The 19727-nt window shown below is 51.2% G+C and carries 14 protein-coding genes and 1 riboswitch; of the genes, 1 reads left to right on the top strand and 13 read right to left on the bottom strand.

From position 1 onward, the window contains the following. Window positions 1-208: 208 nt before the first annotated feature. The gene (locus tag F3H12_RS11045; RefSeq protein WP_149679383.1) at window positions 209-1354 is read right to left on the bottom strand and encodes a GGDEF domain-containing protein; all 1146 of its coding nucleotides are present in this window, start codon (window positions 1352-1354) and stop codon (window positions 209-211) included. A 322-nt stretch (window positions 1355-1676) separates the two neighbouring features. Here F3H12_RS11045 and F3H12_RS11040 point away from each other — a divergent pair, with 322 nt between their 5' ends. Further along, complete coding sequence (locus F3H12_RS11040) at window positions 1677-2426, top strand: glucose 1-dehydrogenase (protein WP_149679382.1); 750 nt, start codon at window positions 1677-1679, stop codon at window positions 2424-2426. A gap of 202 nt (window positions 2427-2628) precedes the next feature. Here the strand turns inward: F3H12_RS11040 and F3H12_RS11035 are convergent, their stop codons facing one another. The 12 genes from F3H12_RS11035 to F3H12_RS10980 all read right to left on the bottom strand — a co-directional run bounded on the left by F3H12_RS11035 (window position 2629) and on the right by F3H12_RS10980 (window position 19339). Further along, the gene (locus tag F3H12_RS11035) at window positions 2629-4068 is read right to left on the bottom strand and encodes a DUF4340 domain-containing protein (RefSeq protein ID WP_149679381.1); all 1440 of its coding nucleotides are present in this window, start codon (window positions 4066-4068) and stop codon (window positions 2629-2631) included. Next, window positions 4055-5509 (bottom strand): GldG family protein, encoded by a 1455-nt coding sequence (locus F3H12_RS11030; RefSeq protein WP_149679380.1) that lies wholly within the window; start codon window positions 5507-5509, stop codon window positions 4055-4057. The genes F3H12_RS11035 and F3H12_RS11030 overlap by 14 nt, the downstream gene beginning before the upstream one ends. Beyond that, entirely contained in the window at window positions 5509-6372 is an 864-nt protein-coding gene (locus F3H12_RS11025; RefSeq protein WP_149679379.1) for an ABC transporter permease subunit, read from the bottom strand. The genes F3H12_RS11030 and F3H12_RS11025 overlap by 1 nt, the downstream gene beginning before the upstream one ends. Then, on the bottom strand, window positions 6369-7373 hold the full coding sequence (locus tag F3H12_RS11020) for an ABC transporter ATP-binding protein (protein WP_149679378.1): 1005 nt from the start codon (window positions 7371-7373) through the stop codon (window positions 6369-6371). The genes F3H12_RS11025 and F3H12_RS11020 overlap by 4 nt, the downstream gene beginning before the upstream one ends. 114 nt (window positions 7374-7487) lie before the next feature. Further along, on the bottom strand, window positions 7488-8699 hold the full coding sequence (locus F3H12_RS11015) for a sensor histidine kinase (protein WP_149679377.1): 1212 nt from the start codon (window positions 8697-8699) through the stop codon (window positions 7488-7490). After that, window positions 8662-9369 (bottom strand): response regulator transcription factor, encoded by a 708-nt coding sequence (locus F3H12_RS11010; RefSeq protein ID WP_149679376.1) that lies wholly within the window; start codon window positions 9367-9369, stop codon window positions 8662-8664. The genes F3H12_RS11015 and F3H12_RS11010 overlap by 38 nt, the downstream gene beginning before the upstream one ends. Window positions 9370-9561: 192 nt before the next feature. Then, complete coding sequence (locus F3H12_RS11005; RefSeq protein WP_149679375.1) at window positions 9562-11298, bottom strand: methyl-accepting chemotaxis protein; 1737 nt, start codon at window positions 11296-11298, stop codon at window positions 9562-9564. A gap of 83 nt (window positions 11299-11381) precedes the next feature. Next, window positions 11382-11464: riboswitch (cyclic di-GMP riboswitch) on the bottom strand. Window positions 11465-11615: 151 nt separating this feature from the next. Next, window positions 11616-13574, bottom strand: coding sequence for an ABC transporter ATP-binding protein (locus F3H12_RS11000; RefSeq protein WP_149679374.1), 1959 nt, complete (start codon window positions 13572-13574; stop codon window positions 11616-11618). Continuing rightward, complete coding sequence (locus F3H12_RS10995) at window positions 13571-15310, bottom strand: ABC transporter ATP-binding protein (RefSeq protein ID WP_149679373.1); 1740 nt, start codon at window positions 15308-15310, stop codon at window positions 13571-13573. The genes F3H12_RS11000 and F3H12_RS10995 overlap by 4 nt, the downstream gene beginning before the upstream one ends. After that, on the bottom strand, window positions 15307-15798 hold the full coding sequence (locus F3H12_RS10990; RefSeq protein WP_243133273.1) for a MarR family winged helix-turn-helix transcriptional regulator: 492 nt from the start codon (window positions 15796-15798) through the stop codon (window positions 15307-15309). Before F3H12_RS10990 ends, F3H12_RS10995 begins: the two co-directional genes overlap by 4 nt. A 269-nt stretch (window positions 15799-16067) precedes the next feature. After that, the gene (locus F3H12_RS10985; RefSeq protein WP_149679372.1) at window positions 16068-16952 is read right to left on the bottom strand and encodes a helix-turn-helix transcriptional regulator; all 885 of its coding nucleotides are present in this window, start codon (window positions 16950-16952) and stop codon (window positions 16068-16070) included. 353 nt (window positions 16953-17305) lie between these two features. Beyond that, the gene (locus F3H12_RS10980) at window positions 17306-19339 is read right to left on the bottom strand and encodes a methyl-accepting chemotaxis protein (RefSeq protein ID WP_149679371.1); all 2034 of its coding nucleotides are present in this window, start codon (window positions 19337-19339) and stop codon (window positions 17306-17308) included. Window positions 19340-19727: the final 388 nt, after the last annotated feature.

The following is a 19727-nucleotide window of genomic DNA, read 5'->3' as shown; positions in this document are numbered from 1 at the left end:
TTTTTGGGTTTGTCAATTTAATTCTAACCAGAGGGGTGAGGGTGGCTCAACCCTTTTTTAAAACTCCCTTTTTACACAATTATATGGACTTAACTTATTTAGTCAGATAATGATGGAAATAACCAAATCATGAAAAAGTGCCGTCCATTAGGAAAAAAGTACCTGACGTGAGGTTTGCCTGTTTGCGTCCACCGATGTTTTATGCCGGCTATATCGTATCGGACTTGCACTTGCAAGCCTGCTTGTCTTCATACATCAGCCCGTCAATCTGTTTTAAGAATGCTTCCGCGCTCATCTGAGACCGGAAATCATATACCGCATAACCCATGCTGAATTTCAGTTCAAAGAGGTGGTTGTTGGATCGGTTATAGCTGTCGAGGCAGTGATGGATCCTGCAGACCAGGGCCTCCAAATCGCTCATGTTGGCAATATCAAGGATAACGCAAAATTCGTCACCCCCATATCTGGCGACAAAATCGCAGGACCGCAGGCAGCTCTTCAGCAGTTTTGCCGCGGTTGCCAAGGCGCTGTCCCCCATGACATGTCCATAGGTATCATTGATTTGCTTAAAGTCATTGATATCGATCAGGATGGCGGAAAAACTTTTAGCTTCGCTGCACGAGCTGACCTTTTCCTTCAGATACGCGTCCAGCTTCTTGCGGTTGTTTACGCCGGTCAGGTAATCGGTGTACATGCTATTGTCCTGGATGTTCAGGAATACCACCAGAAGCGAAAGGACAACGCTGCTGAGCATGACCGATACGCCATAAAAGGCAATTTGCAGCAGGATGCCGACGGACGGCGGGATTGCAGCGAAAACAAGCGAAAAGAAACGCTTTTTTCCCAGGCTTCTGCGGTTGACTATGGTGATGACAAAAGCCGTAACCATCAGCAAAATGGTGACCAATGCAGGAACCGGGAACAGCGGGCCCCTATGGTAGATATTATCCCCGTCGATCCGATAATACCAACCACCGCCAAGCTGGGATATAACCAGTATCACAGCGTGAGCAAAATTTACGATCAGGAGGGGACCATACAGGCGCCTGGTCCTTTTTTCGTCGTGGGAAACCTGAAAATGGACATAAACCAGCCATAAGGATGGCAGTACCGGACTCAGCAGAAAGATGGCAAAATTCCCAATATGGTTAATAACCCGGTAGGCAGCGGCCATATGACCGTCAAACCGGCTCAGGATATCAACAACCAGCAACAAGGCCGTGACATGAAGAATCATCAAATAAAGCCTGTCGGGCAAAGAGCTTTTATCGAAAAACTTCAGTGCGTGGCGACGGAGGATCAGGATGATCGATATGGCAAAGGTGTTCAGAATAATGATGCTTTCCAGGCCCATTTAGAATTCTCTGCGCCGACTTGGTCAAAGTCGGCTCTTTCCGGCATCTATTCATTCAATTGCCCCGTTAAGCCTGGTCCGCTCAATACTTAGGAAAATTGAATGTATTAATGTAATCATACGTCCATATCTCCTGAATGTCAATTATCTGAGATTTCCACGTTTTGAAGGCATTTGGCCTGAAAAACACAGGCCTGATTCAGCTGTCCCACGTTCACAGCACTTCCTTGCGCTGTCTGTACAAAACGAAGCCCCATGCGTATGTGGTATGATAAATATATAAAAATCTTTCTTATTATGATAAAAGGAGATGTGAAGCGCCATGGATTTTTCAAATAGAACCGTGATCGTGACGGGAGCGGGAAACGGCATCGGCAGAGGCGCCGCCCTGCTCTATGCGGAAAAAGGCGCCAGGGTGGTCATTGCGGATATCGACGAACCGGCAGGCGTGCAAACCGCCGCCAGCATTAAAGAACAAGGCGGAGAGGCCCTTTTTATGAAAACCGACGTGAGGGTTGAGGCAGACATCATCCGCCTGATGGAAACGGCCTATCAAACATACGGCCGGATCGACATCCTCATCAACAATGCGGGCAAGTCCCGCTCCAAATCGCCTTACGAGCTGTCTGTTGAAGAATGGGACGATATGATCAACACGAACCTGCGAAGCGTCTTCCTGTGTTCCCGTGAAGCGGCAAAATACATGCGCCGTAACGAGGAAGGCGGCGCCATCGTCAACATTGCCTCCACCCGGGCCCTCATGTCGGAACCCAACTGGGAAGCCTATGCCGCCACAAAGGGCGGAATCGTTGCCCTGACCCATGCTCTGGCCGCTTCCCTCGGCAAAGACAGGATTATGGTGAACGCCATTTCCCCGGGTTGGATCGAAACAGGCGATTATGCCAAATTACGTCCGGTGGATCATGAACAGCACCTGTCCGGGCGCGTGGGAAAACCGGAGGATATCGCGCGGGCCTGCCTTTATCTGACCGATAAGGCCAATGATTTTGTCACCGGCATCAACCTGGTTGTGGACGGCGGCATGACGCGGAAAATGATATACGTGGAGTAAAAAGGCACACCTATCCGGTGTGCCTTTTTACTCCACGGTTTTGATTTTCTGCAAGTCTCCAGGTTACACCATCAAAGCTTGATTTGATTTCGAGTACCACTCGGACGCTCCCGGCAAAAAACAAGCTTCCTTCCCGCTCTGCGGCAGGAGGAAGCCTGTCTTTAGCAAGCTTGTGGCCAGCCCCATCATCAAGAGCCACCCATCAGCCCAGAATGATCGCGTAAACCGCCTCTACCAGATCAATCGCATCGGCGCGCTTTACAAGCGCCGTCGGTTTGCTGTTAATGACGGCAAGGCAATAGGTGCCGTCATACCGGTATAATTTGATGTTGATCTCCTTATAGTTTTCATGGTCCAGGTAGAAGGTCAGACCGATCTCTTCCTTCTTCGAAGGCTGTTCATCGGTAAAGCGCTCTGCCTTGAGCTTCTCCAGGGCCTTCCTGAAATCGGCCAGATCCAGTTCCTCATCCTGGTAGTAGTAGGTACGCTTGTCGTCCTTTTTCTCGGAGGTGAAGACATAACCGAAGCCTTCCAGGGAGATATCGATCTTGGTAATGTCTTCAAATGATGCCGGGAACATCTCCAGGTGGCGCATATCGTCATAGGATGCCGCCATCAGGTTCTTGTAGGCATCGGCCGAAATCTGATAGACGATGGGGGACTCGCCGACCCTGGCATAAGCCGTGATCTCTTCTTCCTCCTCTGGGTTGTCATTGTCTTTTGTTTCGTCGGTTTCTTCCTTTTCGGCTTTTTCGGCCGCTTTCTTCTTCTCCTCCGGATCGCGGCTGATGCTTAACACAAAGGTATCCGAGGTTTCCTTGCCTGCCTCGTCCTTTGCCGTATAGTCCACCGTCACCGTCAGTTCGGGATTGTCCAGGCCGTATTTTTTCAGTTCTTCGTCCGTCACCTTATAGGTCAGATAGTTGGTGAGGTTCAGGTTACCGATATGGCTCAAATAGCTGTTGACCCTGTTGGCGTCAACCGGGAGGTTTTCTCCATTCACCTGCGCGTAATAGACGTCATCCTCGCCGTAGGCGTAAGCGTTGCCTTCTTCATGGACGATGCTGAAGGATTCCTCGCCCTTGAACTGAATTCGGGTCACCTTGTCGTACTTGGGTGGATCGTCATTGTCGATCACATCGCTGAGGGCGGCATCATACAAATCCATCGGGTCGTTTTTGACCAGGTAGGCATTGCCGTCACCGATGGAGACATACCGCAGCTGGTCGATGGTGCTGAAGGTACCCACCTTGATTTCATAGGATTTATCCCCGGTGGACAGTTTGATGGTGCAGACCGGTTTATCCAGACCATACTGGCCGTAGTCCTCCACCTCTTCGATGATGAAGGATACCCCGAACTGCTCAAATACTTCCAAAAGCTCACGGATTTTTTCCTGATCCACAGGGAAGGCCTCATCCCCGTCATACACCCATTTGCCGTCCCGCTTATGGAACGAGAGCGTCTCTTTGTCCTTCTCCCAGGACAGGGACTGGACCGAATCAACAGGTATTTCAAGGATAACCTGGTCGCTGTTTTTGATCTTTTCCTTGCGCTCTTCGTGCCTGATGACTGCAAAGGTGGCGATGCAGAAGACCACAAGCACGCCCAGCAATATGAGAATCTTGTTAGTTCGCTTCATGCTGTGCCCTCCTTCTGAACCAGACTACGCCAATGCCGACGCCCAGGTAAAGGAGAGGGAATACGCCGATCATCAGCACTTTCAGGAGTGACGACGTGGAATCGCTGATGGTCAGGTAGTTGTAGTCCAGCGATTTGCTGCGGATAGCCAGCGCTTCCCGCTCACCGATGAGCGCGGACAATGCGTTCATTGCCATATCCACATTGGCGCCGGAGGAATAGGCGTTATACAGATCATCCAGGAAGGTTGACGAGGTAAACCAGACAATTTTGCCCTCGTTGTCGGTGTCGATGGACACCGCAAGCGTAAACGGACCGTCGATATCCCCTTCTTCCTTCTCATATGTGGTAAGGTTGAATCCGGCAGTTTTGCTGAAAGCGGAGAAGGATGTTTCGAGAAACCCGTTGATGTACCTGGAAGGCTTCCGGATCGTCAGCCCCAGGGACACGGGCATGATGGGGAAATAATTCTCCTCAATGAGGGGATCCGTTATCTCATGGCTCGTCATCTCGGGAAGCAGCAGCAAGGGCGTTTGGAATGCATAATACTCCCTGTCTCCTTCGATGACCACGCCTTCATTGGCTTCTATATCATAATCCCCCAGGATGCTGTACAGGTTCTTAAGGATACCCTCCTCCGTCGGACCTGCAATGACCAGGAGTTTTCCGCCATTCTTCACATAATCGGTCAGCATCTTCTTTTCCTCTTCTGAAATGTCGCTGGTGGGCGCATAGATCATGACCACATTGGCATCTTCCGGTACCGCATCCACCCTGGGCAGGGATAAGGTCTGCACCTCGATATTGTCCTTTTCGATGTGCTTCCTGAATTCAACCGGAAGTTCCTCGGGTTCGCCATGCCCCGTCAGCATGTAGAGTTGAGGCAGCTTTTCACTGACCACATAGTCAATGGCCGAAGTGATGGCCCCTTCCCCGTCGAAGGAGGTGTTGCTTTGATAGGAGTAGATCGTGGTTTCCTGGAGATAGATATCATCGTAGCTGATATACCGGTAACGCTCTCCGCTTTCCACCACCAGGCTGTTGTTCTTGACCGTCTTATCGGTATACTTCTGTGCAAAAGTGGGGTAAATATCCGGGTTCTTCTTGACCACATGGATGCGGTCAGAGAGGCTGTCATACTTGCTGAGCAGGTTTTCAATGACCTTGTCCTCCTTGCCCGCCTGTACGATCCAGTAGATGGTCACATCCTGCTGAAGCGCATTAACCACGGCTTTTGTATTGCTGGTAATGGAATAGAGCTTTGATGCGCTGATGTCATACTTGGTCAGCGTGGCCGGCAAAGCCGAAGCGAAGATATTGGCCACAATCGCGATAGCCAGCACCACCGCCGTCATAATCAGGGAATAGGATCCGCCGCGGAAGGCAATGCGGTTTTTGCTTTCCATGGGTTTGGAGGATTGCTGATTTTGTTGCTTTTTCATCAGTTGTACCTCCTTTTCTCAAGGGACTGGACCGACAGGAACAGGAAGAATGCGATAACCGTCAGGTAATAAACAATGGCCGTCATGTCAAATACGCCGTTGACGAAGGCATAAAAGCGCTCAAAGAGGGACAGGGTTTTCATGATGTTGGGCAGAAGCCCTTCGAATTTCTTGACATCAAAATAGGTTACGGCAGCAACGGCCAGGATCAGCACAATGCAAACGCCATAGGCCAGGTTCTCATTTTTGGTCAGGTAACGGATGACGGCCCCCAGCGCGAGGATCAGGACGCACAATGCGATGACTGTTCCCATGGCCGTAGAGGATACATATTCCGAAAGGCTGACGCTGTAATAGTTCAGCAGGATAAGCGCAACGCTGATTCCCGCGGCAAGGCCCTGGTTTTCGGTCAGGGATGAGATGAACACACCAATGGAAATCAGGGCGGCGCCCAAGATAAAGAAGGCGAGTATGGATCCGTAAGAGGTTAACAGGTAGACATCGCCAAATCTTTTGAAGATCAAGGGATAGATGCTGATGATGCACAGAGGAATCAGGTAGATCACCAGCAGCGCCAGGTATTTCCCGACAACCACGTCCGTGGTGGAGATGGGCAGGGAATACAGGAGCTGATCGGTCTTTTGCTTGCGCTCTTCCGAAATGACGCGCATGGTCAGGATAGGAATAATGAGCACAAATATGAGACATCCAAAGCTGAGGACAAATTCAAAATTGCTGACCGCCGCCTGCAGGTTGTACAACATGGAGCCGACCCCTACAAAAGCCAGCAGGAACGCGCCAAAGACATAGGCTGTCAATGAGTGGAAATAGCTTTTCAGTTCGTGCTTAAACACCGCTATCATTGTCCGTCCACCTCGCTTTCAGCAGGTTCGGCATTTTGGCTTTCCGGAGCATTCGCGTCATTTACGCTTCTTTCCGTCAACTCAATGAAGACATCTTCCAGGTTTGCCTTCTTCAGGGTCATTTCCAGCAAGGCCTGTCCCTTTTCGGCAAAGGCCGTGAAGATGGCCCGCGAAATATCGTAGATGTTCTCATGGTCCGTGCTGACATGGGCCGTGACATAACCGGGCCCTTTTTCTTCAAACTGCAGATCGGTGATATGGCTGACACCGCCCAGTATCTCTTTGATACTTTCAGCGGAAGCATCGCTGGTAATGATGATCTCATTGGGCCTCATCAGCATTTTTTCCAGATCATCCCGATCGCCGAAGGCCACCAGTTTTCCCCTGGCAATCATGATGATCCGGTCGCAGATAGCCTGCACCTCGGAAAGGATATGGGAACTGAAGATCACCGTATGGGTCCTGCCCAATTCTTTGATCAGGTCGCGGATCTCAAGGATCTGGATCGGGTCCAGACCAACGGTAGGTTCGTCGAGGATGATGACCTTGGGATTGCCGAGAAGCGCTTGCGCGATGCCCACCCTCTGCTTGTATCCCTTGGAAAGTTCGGAGATGCGGCGGTTTCTCACATTGGTGATCCTGGTCCGCTCCATAACGTCCTCTATCTGCCGCTTGAGTTCCGCCCCGCGCAGCCCCTTGGCTTCGCCTACAAACCTTAAGTATTCCAGGGGTGTCTCATTCATGTACAACGGGGGATGCTCGGGCAGATAGCCGATGAGCTTTTTGGCCTTGTAAGGCTCTTCAAAAATATCATAGCCGTCAATGCGCACATGGCCTTCCGTCGCCGAAAGGCAGCCGGTCATGATGTTCATGGTGGTGGTTTTCCCGGCGCCGTTTGGCCCCAGGAAGCCGTAAACATGGCCCTCGTCAATCTCAAAGGAGAGATCCTGAACAGCCATGAAATCACCATAACACTTGGTCAGGTGTTCTACCGATATCATAGCAAGCCTCCCGTCCTGTTATTTCTTTGGCAACCAGAATGGATCATAATACGCAAGGCTGAAAAGAAGCTGAAAGCATTTGTAAACAATCTTTGAACAGGCCATTTGAAAAGATTACGAACAGGGCAGCTCCACATAAAAGCTGTTGACCCCGTCTGCGCTTTCCGCCCAAATCTTTCCGCGGTGGCGGGTCACGATGCTCTCCGCGATGGACAAACCCAGCCCAAAGCTGCCTGCCGCCCTGCTACGGGCTTTATCCACACGGTAAAACCGTTTGAAGATGTTCCTTAAATTCTCCGGCGGTATGCTCTCGCCCTCATTGGCCACCGTCAGAAGGCATCGTCCTTTTCGGTGTTTTTTCAGCGATACCCAGGTGGCTCCGCCCTCCCTGGAATACTTCTGTGCATTATCCAGCAGAACATCCATGACCTGGCACAGCTGCCCCTCGTCTCCCGCAACCTTAATGTTGCTGTCTATCCTGGCGTTCAGGGACAGCCCCTTTTCGAAAAAGACCGGTTCAAAGGGAAGCAAGGCATCCGATACCAGTTTGCTGAAATCCACCGTTTCATAAACTTCCCCTGAATCGGCGCTATCCGCCTTTGCCAGCTCCAGCATCTGTTCGATCAAGCCCCGCATCTGCCGGGCCATGGTCAGGATGCTGCCGATGAACTTCTGGCGGCTCATGTCGTCAAACTCCGGGCTCTGGGCCAGCTCCGCATTGGTCATGATAACCGTAAGCGGTGTCTTCAGCTCATGGGAGGCATCCGCCACAAACTGCTTTTGCTGTTTCCAGGCCACATCCACAGGTTTTACGGCCCATCTGGACAGCATGATGCTGATTCCAAGGAACATAAAGAAACTCACGCCGCCGATGATGAAACAGGATCGTCGCATATTGTTCAGCGTCGCGCGTTCGCTGGAAATGTCCGAATACACGACAAAATGGTTCACAGGCGTGTCAAAGCGGTAATACCGCAGGTTATACTCCTCTATGACAGCAAACGCCCTGGGTGATGAAAAGGTTATCCTGATGAGGTTATCAAGAAATTCCCGGTCGGTGAGGTCATAATATCCCCCGCCGGTCGCCACCAGCTCGCCATGATGCCCAAGCTGGATAACAAAATAGGGCAGGCGCACGCTCTCTCCGGGCTCATTGGGCATACCCAGCTGGAAGGGCCGGGTGACAAGTTTCTTCATCATATTGATGCTTTCCTGCTCCAGGCTGGCCCTTGTAAAGTGCATGACCAGGCCAAAGATCACACAGAGCATGATGGTTACAATGCTCATGTTAATCAGGATGAACTTGAGGCGCAGTTTTCTGATCAAGATCACTCACCTCCAATCGGTAACCCAACCGGCGTATGGCCTCGATGCGGATATTTGAGCCGATGCTCGCCAGCTTCTTGCGCAAAAAGCCGATATAAACCTCCACGTGGTTTTCCACGGCGTCGGAATCATAGCCCCATGCCTTGGCGAGGATGGCCTCCTTTGGAACTATTCTCCCTTCGGCCTGGAGGAGAAAACGCATGATATCAAACTCCTTGGCGGAAAGGCGAACCCGGTTTTCGCCGCAGTTCAGCATCGCGGAAGAAAGATCCAGAGCCGTGTTGCCGTATGCGATCTCATTCACCTGGGCGCCCTGGCGGCGGAGCAGGGCATTGATGCAGGCCAAAAGTTCCCTGGTGTCAAACGGCTTCGGCAGATAGTAATCCGCCCCGGCATTCAGGCCCGTGATGCGGTCTTCCAGCTCTGATTTAGCGGTCAGCATCAATATGGGCGTTCCCAGGCGTCTGGCGCGAACGCTGCGGGCTATTTCGTATCCGTCCAGCCTGGGCAGCATGACGTCAAGGATCAGCAGATCATAGATGCCCAACTCGGCATATGCCTTTCCGGTCTCGCCGTCATAGGCCACATCCACCTCAAACCCATTCTTGGTCAGCAAGGATTTGAGCGAATCGGCCAACAGGGTTTCATCCTCTATCACCAGTATCTTCATGCGCCTCACCCCCGTTCCCTATTTTATTATTGTATGACAGGATGCTTAAAGCAAGCTGAAAAACCCGGCCGGAGACGGCTCCGCCGTACACACGGGTGAATGGCTCAACAGCCCGGTCACCGCCGCATTCAGCCGAAAAAAGATGGGGTATCGTCATACCCCATCCATTCAATCATCTTTCATGAACCAGAGTCACACCTTGAAGTTTGCCACCAGGGCTCTTAATTTTTCCGCCATTTCCGCCTGGGCCTGGGCGGTCTTTGCCACTTCCTCCAGAGCTTTTGCCGTCTCCGATGAACTGCTGCTGATTTCCTGTGCGGATGCTGCAGCTTCCTCTGCGGTGGCAGCCACGCTGTCGATGGATTTCCCGATATCCTCTACGGACACAGAGATCTGGGAAGCCGCGGCGGCAAACCTGTCGGTCAGGTCCTTGACAAACAGGGCATCCTCCGCATACTGCTGGCCTGTTTTCTCCAGCATATCATAGTCGGGGGCAACCTTTTCTTCGATGAATTTCAGGATTGCTTCCGTGTTATCGGTCAGTTTTGTCACGGCTCCCTTGACCTGTCCGATGACCTCGTGAATATCTGACGCAGTTTCGGCCGAACTTTCAGCCAGCTTGCGTACCTCTTCGGCCACCACTGCGAAACCAAGTCCCTGGTCCCCTGCCCGGGCTGCTTCAATAGCGGCATTCAAGGCAAGGAGGTTGGTTTGTGCGGCTATTTCCGAGATGGCATCCGCCATCTTTGTGATTTCTTCCACCACCGCTACCTCTTCCATGGCAAGCTTAATCTCCTGCTGCCTGTGCTGGTAGATTTCATAGGCGGTTTGCCTGGATCGGCGTGCCATCTCCTTCATCTCTTCCGCCCTTTTTCTGATTTCCTCAACCTTCGCGTCGGCATTGGCCGTTTGTTCCGTCATCCTCTGCATCTTGCCCGTGATTTCCGAACCGGAGGCCGCCACTTCCTCAATGGATGTGCTGATAACCTCCATGCCTGCGGCGATCTGCTGTACGGAGGCATTAATGCTTTCTCCCTGGACGCTTACTTCTTCGGCAATAGCCGATAGTTCCTGGCTTGATGCGCTGGTGTCCTCCACCGATTCGGACACTTTTTTCAGCATCGTGTGTATTTTGTCATTCATGCCGGCAAACGCTCGGGCCAGCATACCCATTTCTTCCTTGCGATTCAGAAGTGTCTCCGGGAGTTCTCGGGTAAAATCGCCATCAGCCATGAGATTCGCCTGTTGCACCAGGATTCGGATGGGTCTTGCGATCATGACCGACAAAAGCAAGGCAAACCCAATGCTTATCAGGATTGAAAGGATGAGCAATGCGACGGAGATATACTGTGCCCGGATGAATTCCGCCCTGTCATCCTCGATGGTATCCGCAGCAAACTGTCTGTTGTATTCCTGAAGCTGATTTAGCAGATCATAGATTTCTTCTCGCAGCGCCTTTGCCTTCTCATCATAGATCCGTACGGCCTGACTGAAATTTCCCTGCCGAACAGCTTCAATCAGTTCCTCTCTGACGACGCGGTTGTTTTTGGTGGCAGTCAGCAGCTTGTCCACCATTTCCTGTTCTTCCGCTGAATAAACAGTGGCTGCGAATTCCTGAAGCAAGCGATCGTTCTCCGCGACCAATTCATTCACTGCTTCGACCGCCTGATCGATTATCGAACGGTCACCCATGGCTTCCGGTGCGTACAGGATCCGCTGCACTTCCGCATTTGCTTTTTCCTGATTGACCCAGATTTGCCCCAGCATCATATTGGGAAGAAAGTTGTTGGCATAAAAGCTTTCGGCATTTATCCGGATTTTGACGGCGGTGATAAGACCGTTCATGCCGACCACAATGGTAATGATGAGGATGATGGAAAAAGCGATAAAAAGTTTGCTCCTAACCTTTAGGTTAGAAATAAAGCCCATCTTTCAAGTCTCCTCCGTAAGTCTCAAGGGCCTTCTTTCCTCAATCCTACTTTAGCCATTTCAACATACCCCCTTATGGCTGAGGGGACAAGCGGCTGCCATAGAATAAAACCTTAGACCCTTGGCTTTGCGTCCCTGGCTTTCGCCATGCTTGTTAAATAATTAACAATTCCAATTATAACATGCCTTCCTTTTTTCGACAATATTCGAGTTATCGATTTATCTTATCCGTTCGGACGACGCATCTTCCCACCCTCCCTTCCATCAGCATCCGGCTTAACCGGCACATTGCCGGTCGGACCCTGACCTGATTAGCTTTAATCCAGTTCCACAGCTCCGGTATAGAGCTGATAATACCTTCCGCCAAGGTCAAGCAGTTCCTCATGGGTACCCTGCTCAATAATCTCGCCATGCTCCAGCACGATGATGAGGTCCGCATTGCGCACGGTAGACAGCCTGTGGGCGATGACGAAGGTCGTCCTGTTCTTCATGAGCCGGTCCATACCACGTTCGATATACTTCTCGGTCCTCGTATCCACCGAGCTGGTCGCCTCGTCCAGTATCAGGATAGGCGCCTTCGATATGGCAGCCCGCGCGATGTTGAGCAACTGGCGCTCGCCCTGGCTCAGGTTTGCACCGTCGCCCTCCAGCACCGTGTCATACCCCTCCGGCAGCCTTTCGATGAAGGAATGGGCACAGGCGATCTTGGCGGCGGCCACAACCTCTTCATCAGTTGCGTCCAGGCGTCCATACCGGATGTTCTCCCTGACCGTGCCGGAAAACAGATGGGTATCCTGGAGCACCATGGCGATATTGCTTCTCAATGAGTCCTTCTTGATTCTCCTGATGTTGATGCCGTCGATGTATATTTCGCCCTCTTCTATCTCGTAAAACCTGTTGATCAGGTTCGTGATGGTGGTTTTCCCCGCTCCGGTGGAGCCGACAAAGGCGATCTTCTGCCCTGGCTTTGCCGTGACATTGATGCGCTTCAGCACGGTCTTGCCGGGAACATAGCCAAAGGTCACATCCTTTAGCACCACTTCTCCTTTGATCCTTCGCGCGCCTTCCACCGGATTGGCCTCGGAGCAGATCGCAATGGCATCCTGCAGGTCTTCCGCTTCCGGTGCTTCATCCATGACTTCAAACACCCTTTCTGCTCCGGCCAGGGCGGCAAAGATGGTGTTCATTTGCATGGACAATTCGCTGACGGGCCTTGAAAACTGCCTGGAATAGTTGGTAAAGATGGTGAGGCCTCCGATATCAAAATTGGCCGTCAGGCACAGGATGCCGCCGATGGTTGCGGTTATGGCATAGCTGATCTGGCTGAGGTTGCCCATAACAGGCCCCATGATGCCGCCGAAGAACTGCGCCTTGATCTGTTTTTCACGCAGATCATCACTCAGAAAATCAAATTCCTCCATGGCTGTCTCCTCATGGCAGAATACCTTGATGACCTTCTGCCCGGTAATGGATTCCTCGATGTACCCGTTCACCGCACCAAGGGCCTGCTGCTGTCCTGCAAAGTACTTCCTGCTCTTTTTCCCGAGAAATCCACCCGCATAGAACAGCATGGGTATGGTGGCAATGGTGACAATGGCCAGGATCCAATTGGTGACAAACATCAGCGTTATGGTGCCGATCAAAGTGATCACACCCGAGAAAATCTGTACCATGGTATGGTTGAGCATCTCGCCTACCGAATCCAGGTCATTGGTAAAGCGGCTCATGATATCGCCATGGGTATGGGTGTCATGATATTTCAGGGGAAGCTTCTGGATCTTGGCGAAAAGTTCTTCCCTGATCCGCACCAGGGCATTCTGGGACACGCCAATCATGATTTTCTGCTGAAGATAGGTGCACAGTACACCTACAACATAGATGCCTGCCATAATCAGAAGCCCCATGACAAGATTGCGCATTTTCTCCTCAGCGGACCCGGCAGACACCAGATTATTGATGACAGGGCGCAGAATATAGCTGCCTCCCAGACCGGCCACGCTGCTTCCCAGCACACAGGCAAATACAAACAGGATTTTGACCTTATCCCGTCCGATATAGGCAAGCAGCCTGTTGATGGTGGCTGATGCATTCTTCGGTTTGCCGCCTTTTATCATGGCACCGCGGGGTCCGGGTCCGCCAAAGCCGCCCCTTCTCCCTCCTGGGCCCGGGCCGGGGCCGGGCATCTTCATGGCCCCGGGACCTGCCTTGACATTTGCCATTTTGCTTCCATACCTGCGCAGAAGCGCTTGTTTTCTTTCTTCGCTGATTCGGCTCATGATGCTGTCACCTTCTTTTCCATCTGGGAGTAATAGATCTCGGCATAAGCTTCGCAGCTCTCCATCAGTTCCTCATGGGTGCCCATGCCGACAATCTTGCCGTCGTCCAGGACAACAATCTTATCCGCATCCATAACCGAAGAGATCCTTTGGGCGATGATGATCTTGGTTGTGCCCTTCAGTTCGTTCCGGAAGCTCTCCCGGATCCTTGCTTCGGTGGCGGTGTCCACCGCGCTGGTGCTGTCGTCCAGGATCAGGATCTTCGGGCGCTTCAGCAGCGTCCTGGCAATGCAGAGCCTTTGCTTCTGGCCGCCGGAGACATTGACGCCGCCCTGGCCCAGTTCGGTCTCATACCCTTCCGGGAACGACGTGATAAACCCATGTGCCTGAGCGCTTTCCGCCCATCGCTGGATTTCCTCATCGCTGGCCTCTTCATTGCCCCACATGAGGTTTTCCCTGATGGTGCCGGAGAAAAGAACATTCTTCTGGAGCACGATACCGACCCCAGTGCGCAGGTTTTTCAGGGAATAGTCCTTCACATTCACGTCATCCACCAGCACCTCTCCCCGGTCCGCGTCATATAGCCTGGGAATCAGCTGAACCAGGCTGGATTTGCCGCTGCCGGTGGACCCGATGATGCCCACCGTCTCGCCGGGGTTGATCACCAGGTTGATGTTTTCCAGAACCCATTTCTCGTTGTTTTTGTAGTACTTGAAATACACATCCCTGAATTCAATCTTGCCACGCTGAACAACCATATCCTTGCGGGCGGCGTTTTCATCGGTCAGGTCGATGTCCGTGCACATGACTTCGTTGATGCGCCTGGCCGAGGCAAGCGTCCTGGAACTGTTCAGGATAATGAAGGAAACCATAATCAGGGATATGAGTATCTGGAACACGTAGTTTATAAAGGCCGTCAGAACACCGGGCGTCATGGTGCCCGCGATGATCTGGTTGCCGCCGAACCACACCACGGCCAGGGTCGTGATATTCATGGCCAGGAACATGACGGGCATGGCAAAGATAACGACGTTCATGGCGCTGAGCGTGCTGTCCTTCAGTTCCGCATTAGCTCTCCTGAATTTATCCTCTTCATGGCGTTCCCGGACAAAGGATTTGACAACCCGGATGTTTGTCAGGTTCTCCTGGGTGGTGGTGTTCAGCGCGTCCAGCTTCTTCTGCATATTGGTAAACCGCGGGAAGGCCACCTTCATGATAAAGTAGATGGCTATAGCCAACAGGGGTATCACGCAGAGAATGACCAGCGCCAGCTTGGAGTTCAGCGCAAAGGCCATGATGAGCGCGCCAATCATCATCCCGGGTGCCCTTAGGGCCATCCTCATCAGCATCTGGATCATGTTCTGTACCTGGGTGATGTCATTGGTAAGTCGCGTAATCAATGAACCGGGCTGGTATTGGTCGATATTGGTGAAGGAAAATTCCTGGATCTTTCGAAAGAGATCTTTTCTCAGATCGTTGGCAAATCCCGAGGAGGCCTTGATGGCAAAATAAGCGCCTCCCACACCGCCTGCCATCATGAACAATGCCGTGCCGATCATGGTGATGCCCATGACAATGATATAGGTAATACCTCTTCCACCGGTAATGCCGTCGTCGATGATGTTGCGTAAAAACCACGGCATCACCACTTCCCCGATGACCTCCACGATCATCAGGATGGGGCCTATGATGAACGCAGACAGATAGGGTTTTGCATATTTCCAGTACCGTTTCATAGCTTGCTGTCCTTTCTTTTTTCCGTTTTGATTTCATCTTCCATCTTGGTCAGGTTATGATTCAGTTTTTGCAGCAATGTCAGCAAGACAGACTTCTCATCCTCAGTAAACCCCTCAAAGACTTTCTGGTTGGTTGTCTCGAATATCTTCCGGCTTTGCTCCACAACCCTGTTGCCTTTCTCCGTAAGGGTTATTTTGTTAAACCGGTTATCCCCCTCATCCATTTCCCTGTGGATGTATCCTCCCTTTTCCAGCTTTTTAAGGGCTACGGCTATGGTTGCGGGGGATACCTCCATTGACCGGGCCAGATCGTTCTGCGAGGCACTCGGGTTTTGGAAAACCTCTATCAGAAGCCGGTGCTGGGCCTGGTACACTCCCGTTTTATCCAGATAGTGCTGCATGATCTTTCGATGCTTGATGGCAAAACAGATCAGCTGGAGAATAATCTCCCTGTTGTTGTCAGGAGACATCTTATCCATTTCCTTCATTTCACCATCCTGTTTTTATTAGCTTGTTAATGATTATTATCATAATTATTAGCTAGTTAATTATTCGTTTATTATATATTTCTATTCTAGCCATGTCAATTCCTGTTTTAATCCATTCTTACGGAGCATATTACATACATGATTAGAGAGCCATGGGAGCATGGCGTTCAAATGGGGACTTCGCATAAAAAAACGCCCCACGGGGGGCGTCTAAACAACGCATTTCATCACCGTTTATACAGCCAAACGGAAAGTTTTCCGGAACCGGTTCATCCATTCAGCCTTTTAACTGCACGCAGCTCAATATAACCCCTCTCACCCCTGGGTTCCAGCTGGATGCGCGGATTGCTGTCGTCCCATGCGTAGCCAATCACAGCAGGATTGTACTTACCCATGGCATGCTGTACCGCTGCAATGGCCTGCTGATAGTCCTCCTCACGGAAGGGCTCGCCCTGGAACGCCAGGTACTGCGCTGCGGGAAGGACGATGATGTCAAACCCGTCGGGAATGGGTCCCTGGCAGTCCATGGGAACCTCAACACCCTGCACATAGGTGGATGTACCGGGTTTCCGGTAGGTTTCTGGCAGCCACAGGCACACCGGTTCACCGCACAGGGAATCCATGCTCATCAGAATTCCCCACACCTCGCAGCCGACCTCTTCGCAGTACTCAAAATAGTCTTCCGCTTTCCTTCCGCGCTTAATAATACATTTGCGCTCGGGTTTATGAATGAGCTGGATAAATACGCTCTGTACGTTCTCCATATCTGCGTACTCCTTTCTGATCTCTCTGAATTTGACACCGTAGGGGATAAAGAGCGGAATGGGTATCGGATGGCGGGCATAGTCACCGGGATTGCAGCCAAACTCGCGGCGAAAGGCGCGCTGAAAGCCGTCCACACTGCCGAAGCCATACTCATAGGCCAAATCGGCTACCCTGGCGTTGCCATTTTTCAGCCGGACCGCGGACTTTGAAAGCCGCAGGCGCCTGGTATAATCGCTGGGTGTCATGCCGGTATGCTCCCGAAAAATCCGGTAGGAATGCCACGGCGAGTAATGGGAAACCTCTGAAAGCCTGGCCAGCGTGATCTCCTCGTCGAGATGACTCTCAATATACTCCTGCATCCTCTGGACCGCCAATATCTGTTCCTGCATCTTTATCAACCCCGGTTTACGGGTCCATTCTACCACACCCGCATAAACGTATTCTCGACTTTTCTTGTCATATAAAAGGAAAATCCCCTTGTACGGTTCTTTCCTCCAGACCCGTACATCAAACAGCCTTCCCGTTGTTTTCAGAAATACCTGTCGATGGTCATGTTGAAGATTATAGCATCCGGCAAACAGCGAAACACGTTTTTGCATTAATATTTTTGCAAATAGTTTGGGTATCCTTTGCATCTTTCCGAGTACCTTCCTTAGCATAAAAAAGGACAGGATATGGCAGCATATCCCATCCCTCTCAATGATTGCCGTAAACAGCGAACGCCTAAGCTGTTGCGCAGCTTCTACAGTTTGAACCTGTTGACGAGGCTGGCCAGCTCTTCCGACATGCTCGCCAGCGCCTTGGCGAAGGAAATGATCTCTTCGGTCAGGGCTACCTGTTCCTGGCTGGAAGCTGACACATCCTGGGCATTGGAGACGAATTCACGGCTCGCATTGTTTATCTCCTGCATGATGCGTTCAAAACTGCCGCTGTTTTCCGTCATGTTCCGCACGCTCCGCGTCACATCGGCCACAGCATCCTTCAGGTGTTCAGCCTGTTCGTTGATTTCGGAGAATATGCGACCGTTCTCTTCAATGGCGCCCACACAGGAATCCACTGACTGAATGCTGTCGTCCATCTTGTCTACCGCGGTGTCCACTCCATTTCTGACTTCCACGATCAGCCGGGCGATCCTGCCGCTGGCATCCGCAGACTCTTCAGCCAGTTTCCGGATTTCATCGGCCACCACGCTGAACCCTCGTCCGGACTCCCCGGCCCTTGCCGCTTCAATAGCCGCGTTCAGCGCAAGCAGATTGGTCTGTTCGGATATCCCGCTGATCAACTCGATGATCTCACCGATCTGATTGGAGTTGTTCCCCAGCTCGGTAATAACTTTTGAGATTTCTTCGGTACTGGCTTTCAGCTTGTTGATCCTTTCGATGGATTCCGCTACCGATCGGTTTCCTGCGGAAATATCGTTCAGGATATGAGCTGTGGCTTTCTCCATCGTATCCGTCTTATTGTTCACTTCGGCGATCTGAACCATCAATTTGCTGAGATCGGACAACGCCGAGTCAATCTGAGCCGACTGCTCCTGGGCTCCGGAGGCGATATCCATGATCTTGGATCCCACATTCTCGGCCGCCTTACCCACCTGCTCACCGGAGGCATACAACTGCTGGCTGGAGGCAGCCACCTGTTCCGAGGTTTCCGCGATCTGCATGATGATCTCTCGTAAGCTCCGGACCATGTTGGCAAAAGCTCCGGACAACCTGCCCAGTTCATCCTTGCGCTCCTTGGAAGCTTCCGGAATGGTCATGGCCAGGTTTCCGCCGGCCAATTGCTCTGCCTGTTCAGTCACTGCGAGGATGGGTCTGGTTATCCTCCTCGAATAAAGATAGATGATAACCGATGCTGTGATGATTGCAGCTATCGTCACACCCGAAAGGATGAACCTCAGGTTGTTTATCTTTTCCTTGTATACCTTGACCGGTTTGTATGTCAATATGTACATATCATACTTGCTGCTGTGGCTGTATCCGGCAATATATTCAGTTCCTTCAAGGTTGAAGAATCCAACCCCTGTCTTTTCCGACGAGATGGTTTGATAAAAATCCTGCAGGCCTGTCTCGGGATTCTGGAAATCCAGGGCAAAAACATGTTCAGGGTTTGCCGATGAAATAACCAGTCCGGCGGAATTCAGGATCAGTGTCTGGACGTTTTCCTCCGAAGTGTCGCTTTCTATGATTTTCCGGGAAACATTGAGCAGTTCTATGGCCATAGCGATTGTACCGAGATGTTTCTCCTTCTTTATGGGAGCCACTATGGTCAAAACCGGGCGGCCGGTGGCGGGAGATAATCGGACATTCCGGACGAGCAGGCTTTCCGTGCTTCCAACGGTTTCATCCTCCCATCCGACAGATTTGCCTTTAATACTGTCTGCGATAGCTCTGTTTTTATACATGAGAAAAATGTTCTCAAAAAGGCCGTCTGCCAACGCAAAATTATCCTCCAGGTTCTGAGTGATTATCTCCAAGGCAGCAGAATCCGGATCCGCGGAATTGGCTTTAGCCTTGCTTAAGGTGTCGACAATGAAAGGTTCTTTCGCTATGGATTGCGCCTGTCTTTCAATATTGGTAAGCGCCTGTTCCAATTGGGTTCTTTTTTCAGCGGCACTGCTGAGCAAAGCATTGCTGGAAAGCTCCTCGAAATGTTTGTTTGACAGTTCCCCGGCTGTAATCATGCTGACCAGCATGGGTACCAGAATGCACAAAAAGGAAATGGCAAAAAATCTCCAGAATAGACCACGGAATTTGACCGTTCCTTTAGCGGACATACAGATCTCCCCCCGCAAAAATCGAAATTACCGTGATGGTATATGCCAAGACATGATGAGCAACAAGATGAGACTTTAACCGATGCGAATTCAACGTGAATCAACAGCAGCTGACCGGGCTGGAAGCAGATCATTCATTGCGGATAGTGCGATATCTGGTCCGTTTTGGGGCAGCGTTCCTGATTATCAGGCTCTCCCGTTCGTCCAATGCATGCTTATCATTGGTAGACCATATTTATCACCCCTTTACCCCTTCTCTATTTATACCCAAATTGCAGATAGATATAATAAAAGATAAAGTATAATATTTTTCGCAAATTCATAGAAGTCCAATAAAAATGACATGGACGTAACCGTTTGGTAGAATTAAGTTAGCACACAAAATACC

This window comes from Thermoclostridium caenicola, from assembly GCF_900142095.1.
GTDB classification, from domain to species: domain Bacteria; phylum Bacillota; class Clostridia; order DSM-8532; family DSM-8532; genus Thermoclostridium_A; species Thermoclostridium_A caenicola.
The sequence above is the reverse complement of the archived record's forward strand: the minus strand, read 5'-3'. Positions and strand labels throughout refer to the sequence as shown.

Coding starts and splice junctions, on each gene's coding strand:
- F3H12_RS11045 (WP_149679383.1), bottom strand. CDS start 1,354: ATGGGCCTGGAAAGCATCATTATTCTGAACACCTTTGCCATATCGATC.
- F3H12_RS11040 (WP_149679382.1), top strand. CDS start 1,677: ATGGATTTTTCAAATAGAACCGTGATCGTGACGGGAGCGGGAAACGGC.
- F3H12_RS11035 (WP_149679381.1), bottom strand. CDS start 4,068: ATGAAGCGAACTAACAAGATTCTCATATTGCTGGGCGTGCTTGTGGTC.
- F3H12_RS11030 (WP_149679380.1), bottom strand. CDS start 5,509: ATGAAAAAGCAACAAAATCAGCAATCCTCCAAACCCATGGAAAGCAAA.
- F3H12_RS11025 (WP_149679379.1), bottom strand. CDS start 6,372: ATGATAGCGGTGTTTAAGCACGAACTGAAAAGCTATTTCCACTCATTG.
- F3H12_RS11020 (WP_149679378.1), bottom strand. CDS start 7,373: ATGATATCGGTAGAACACCTGACCAAGTGTTATGGTGATTTCATGGCT.
- F3H12_RS11010 (WP_149679376.1), bottom strand. CDS start 9,369: ATGAAGATACTGGTGATAGAGGATGAAACCCTGTTGGCCGATTCGCTC.
- F3H12_RS11005 (WP_149679375.1), bottom strand. CDS start 11,298: ATGGGCTTTATTTCTAACCTAAAGGTTAGGAGCAAACTTTTTATCGCT.
- F3H12_RS11000 (WP_149679374.1), bottom strand. CDS start 13,574: ATGAGCCGAATCAGCGAAGAAAGAAAACAAGCGCTTCTGCGCAGGTAT.
- F3H12_RS10995 (WP_149679373.1), bottom strand. CDS start 15,310: ATGAAACGGTACTGGAAATATGCAAAACCCTATCTGTCTGCGTTCATC.
- F3H12_RS10990 (WP_243133273.1), bottom strand. CDS start 15,798: ATGAAGGAAATGGATAAGATGTCTCCTGACAACAACAGGGAGATTATT.
- F3H12_RS10985 (WP_149679372.1), bottom strand. CDS start 16,952: ATGCAGGAACAGATATTGGCGGTCCAGAGGATGCAGGAGTATATTGAG.
- F3H12_RS10980 (WP_149679371.1), bottom strand. CDS start 19,339: ATGTCCGCTAAAGGAACGGTCAAATTCCGTGGTCTATTCTGGAGATTT.